This is a genomic window from Endozoicomonas sp. ONNA1, assembly GCF_024606325.1.
GTDB lineage: Bacteria > Pseudomonadota > Gammaproteobacteria > Pseudomonadales > Endozoicomonadaceae > Endozoicomonas_A.
Genome location: NZ_JAHHPN010000575.1, coordinates 1 through 4,115, shown reverse-complemented (window position 1 = coordinate 4,115; position 4,115 = coordinate 1). Strand labels below are relative to the sequence as shown.

Genomic DNA, 4,115 nt, shown 5'->3' with positions numbered 1-4,115 from the left:
TTATAAGCAGGTAGGCTTGTGTAACGGGTTGCCTTTTGATGTTCGTATACCTAATGAAGAAACCCTTAAAACTTTCGAAGACACAGGCAAGGGTTTAGGTTTGACTCGATATGATTCTATGGAAGAAATGTTTAATGATCTGGACAAATAATGATGCTTACTCCAGTACGGTCAACGAAATTCAAAAAGGATTATAGATCTGGATCACATTCTGATTTATTTGGCTAGCGACATAACATAATCGGGATTGGGCAGAGCCTCACGGCTCTGCTCCTCCCGCACCACGAGCCATACGGATCACGTAGCGGGGAAGTTCCCTCTGGCGACTCGACTGGGAACGAAGAGATCGTGTTTAGCCATCATTGTGGCGGTTTTTCAGTTCGTTATACAGAGTTTCAGAATAGGCATTTGACACCAGCTTGATATATTCATCGAGGGCCATTTTTCTGAGTTCATCCGTGAACAACAAAGAACCAATAGCGGCATCCGATATCAAATTAGTTGTAATCTCTTTTCCTTCTTTTTCGAACTTCTCCAGTTTTTCCCTTGAGTCCCGGATGGATTTATTTACTTCCTCCCTCACAGCACCCCGGCAGTTTGCCACAAACTGGCGTTCTTGCTCGGGAGTAAGAGCAGGTAAAGGTACATTGCTGTACTGAATCTTTTTTGCCACCAGCTCGAGTAATTCAGAAAAGTTTTTACCACCTGGAAAAAATTGCTGAATGCCTGCCTGAGACAGGTTGAGTACGGGTGAATTCCCCATTAGCTTTAGCATTTTAATCCCGTCTTCACCCGTGAATGACTCGGGTTGTTCTTTAATCCCCAACGCAAGCTCCCGGGCTTCTTTGAAAATAAGACCGGCATTGAAAGAATCCCCTCCCATATCTTTAATCCAGCCTTTTACGGCTTTTTTAAAGAAGCTATGGGATAGCTTCTGACGCAAAGCAGTATGATCCTGGCCGTACTGAATATCAAAGTCAGTCTGATAAGCAGTGTCAGAATCGTCCAACCCATTTCTTCTTATTAGATAGGAACGCAGATCATCTACCAACATAATCGACTTCGATTCTTTATCGTATTGAAACACCAATGCATCACTCGTCAAATCAACAGCAGCATTATCAGGCTTTTGCGCAGAATCTTTCTGTGGAGGCAGCTTCAACGCATTTAATAGCAACAGAGCCTCTTTTTCGGTTATTTTGTGCGTTGCGGGGTCATACCCCCGAGAAAAACAAGCATCAAATACCTTATTGACGTCAGCGTCAGGAAAAGCATTCTGAAGTGCAGCTTTGAAACTATCATTGACCTCAACACGCGTTGGCTCTTTATGCTTTGGCCTGAACAGTCGGCCAATCCATGACGTTTTCGGAACAATCTCACCCGATTTGGAATTATAACTAACACATTCTGTGAGATACGCTGCCTGATGCTTATCCGTCTCAGAAGAAAAAGCAGACAAAATAGCCCGGGAAAAGTGAACCGGGGCACGCTTACTTAAAACAGGTGAAGGGGGTGTGGCTGCCACATCCCGTGCCAAAATACTTTTCTCCTCCAAGGTAGAACCGGAGGCTTCAGGCGATGGAGTATATCGCCGGGAATTATCCACCGAACTGACCCGATATCCAAATATTAGTGCTTTAGCAGCCCTACTAACCGCAGCAATATGACCCTCGCCCTGATCCAGAGTCATTCTGTAAGTATGCTTGCACCCCTCCATACGGCTCATTGGCTTTTGATCCATTGGTTTATCATCTTTGTATTCACCTTATGTGCTATGTCGGCTAAAAACTCAGGTGGATTAAATGAGTGAGACTTTCTTTTGATCCCGAGCAACGGCCTTGACAATAGCATCAGCGTCTTTAATCACACGAACCCTGGCAAACAAACCCTGAACCTCCGGATAGGCCTTGCGCAGATAATTCAGCCATTGCTTTAAACGAGAAGGGTAGTATTTCCATTTACCATTTGCGAGATCACGCTCACCCAGCTCAATCATCAACCTCAGCACAGACGACCATGGAATTGCACCACGGCGCTCAAGAATCATACCGGTAATATCCGGGATGGTGAGAGAAGCACGCCCTACCAGTAAATCGGAACAGCCAGACACTGCACGGCATTTTTCAGCATCGTCATGATTCCAGATTTCGCCATTGGCAATCACCGGAATATCCAGAGACTCCCGGATGAGAGAATCACGGCAAAGCACTCCTTACAGGTCGATATAACCACTGTATAACATTATTGCCGAAGCAGGACATTGGCGAAAAACCATGGATGCGCAGGACTTTCTGCTACTTTTGGTTTCGGATCTGTACTGGAGAAAAAAACATGAAGCTTGTTGTATTCGGATTTACACTATTACACCACCTCTTGCCGGTGTGTTATGCAGTTGAAGAATACGAAAGTATTTTTTGGGATTGGCCTTTATTTTCGCATGAAGTGAATACAACCCTGTATGTAAGACTGGGTTCACAGATAAATATTATTTGTCCAAACTTTGACATTGTTACAAAGAAACGAGTTTACTATCGACAAGCCCATACAATGTACGACAATGCATGGTTGGTCTACAACAAAACGAGCTATGATGACTGTCGGGTAGATAACAAGTACGATCCTGATGCACGTATTTTCTTATGCAAAGATCCTTTAAATCTGATTCGTCTAAAACTCCCTTTTTATCCACCTGAGTACTCTCAAGAACCTGGAGATGAGGCCTTTGAAGGGGGTAAAGATTACTATTTGATATCCACATCTGATGGCTCTGAGTCTTCAATCAACCGCCGTGAAGGTGGGCATTGCCTTACACATAATATGCGTATCCGGATTCATGTCTGTAAAGAATCTGGCGACCCTGATCCCAGCTGCCTTGGCCCATTTGACCCAGAGTCAAATATTTGCCCTGCAACCGATCCTGTTGCTGATCTTTATCATGCAACGACTCTTGCTCCTGTCACGACTCCTGTTCCTGTCAATATTTCCAAGATCTATAATGAAACTGATTCTGATACCGCAACAGTTACCAAAACAGTGACTAAAACCGTTATTGCAAAGGCTACTGAAGCTGTTCCAACCGGATATAACTATTCACTGGCACGTCCCATTGAGTTAGTGTGGGAGATCGGCTACAACCAGACCCGAACTGAACATATTTCTGAAGCTGCGCATCACCCGGTGGTTGCACTTTGTGAGGAATCCAACAGCAAGGTCAGCCTGCTGAACGATAAAGGAGTGATTGTCGATAGTTGGTTGTGTCAGCATGCAGGCGAGCGTCTGGTTATTCTCAAACCGGAATACCGAAATAGTGACGTTTATCTGTTTGAGGCATTACCCGAATATGGCAGTGTGCGGCTGTGGAAATCGACCCTGACCGTCAATGTAGGTAGCATCAGGCAACGCCTGATCAATCAGGCAAACTCCCTCTACAACCCGCCGGGGTTTGCCCTTTTGGTCGCAATGTACCTTGTTGCTGCAAGCATGCTCTGACATGCTTAAGAATCGTCCCGGACACTTGACCAGACAAATGAATAGTCTGGTCAAGTGTTTTATTGGAACAAACCATTGCAGGCTATTACTCTTTACCGTTTTACCATCTGGCACTATGCTTGGCTCCATAGCAAACAAAACATATGTACTAAATGACCAGCAACCATTCGCCCACCGATAAAACACCGGAACGATTAGTGCAGCTAAGTGTTAATTTCCGTACCATTTCAATTCGCTCCCATGCTGCTGCATCGGAGTGTGAACAGCTCCCCGTATTTATTTCCAGGCAGAGCAGTGTGCCACGACAGCAGAGTCGGTCTGCTCGTAACTGCAATTCCAGTGGAAGGAATGGATCAACCAAATTAGTCGGGATGAATCTATGACTGAAGCAAAACCGTTTACAATTTCTAAAGGGCTTGTTTGGCAAGTCTGGCTGAGAGTGAAAGCCAATAAGGGAGCTACCGGTATTGATGGTCAGTCTCGGGCTGACTTTGAAAATAATCCGGGCGGTAACCTGTACAAGCTATGGAACAGGATGTTATCGGTTGACATCCTCCCCCACTGATTCAAGAAATCAGTGGGGGATTCCCATGGGGGCGCCTAGCCCAGGCTGCTACTTTCTCACG

4 protein-coding genes are annotated in these 4,115 nt (G+C 45.3%); 2 read left to right on the top strand and 2 right to left on the bottom strand.

All coding sequences use genetic code 11. The annotated features are described in order from the left end of the window. Positions 1-352 precede the first annotated feature (352 nt). On the bottom strand, positions 353-1,741 hold the full coding sequence (locus KDK19_RS13270) for a hypothetical protein (RefSeq protein WP_257292145.1): 1,389 nt from the start codon (positions 1,739-1,741) through the stop codon (positions 353-355). Between the two features lie 57 nt (positions 1,742-1,798). Continuing rightward, on the bottom strand, positions 1,799-2,209 hold the full coding sequence (locus KDK19_RS13265) for a tRNA-dihydrouridine synthase (RefSeq protein ID WP_257281310.1): 411 nt from the start codon (positions 2,207-2,209) through the stop codon (positions 1,799-1,801). Positions 2,210-2,331: 122 nt separating this feature from the next. Between KDK19_RS13265 and KDK19_RS13260 the strand changes: the two genes are divergently transcribed. Next, on the top strand, positions 2,332-3,489 hold the full coding sequence (locus KDK19_RS13260) for a hypothetical protein (RefSeq protein WP_257292144.1): 1,158 nt from the start codon (positions 2,332-2,334) through the stop codon (positions 3,487-3,489). A gap of 379 nt (positions 3,490-3,868) precedes the next feature. Next, positions 3,869-4,054, top strand: coding sequence for a hypothetical protein (locus tag KDK19_RS13255; RefSeq protein WP_257281308.1), 186 nt, complete (start codon positions 3,869-3,871; stop codon positions 4,052-4,054). The last annotated feature ends 61 nt before the right edge of the window (positions 4,055-4,115 follow it).

Bases quoted from the DNA above. Each gene is read 5' to 3' on its own strand.
- KDK19_RS13270 (WP_257292145.1), bottom strand. From the start codon at position 1,741: ATGGATCAAAAGCCAATGAGCCGTATGGAGGGGTGCAAGCATACTTAC.
- KDK19_RS13260 (WP_257292144.1), top strand. From the start codon at position 2,332: ATGAAGCTTGTTGTATTCGGATTTACACTATTACACCACCTCTTGCCG.
- KDK19_RS13255 (WP_257281308.1), top strand. From the start codon at position 3,869: ATGACTGAAGCAAAACCGTTTACAATTTCTAAAGGGCTTGTTTGGCAA.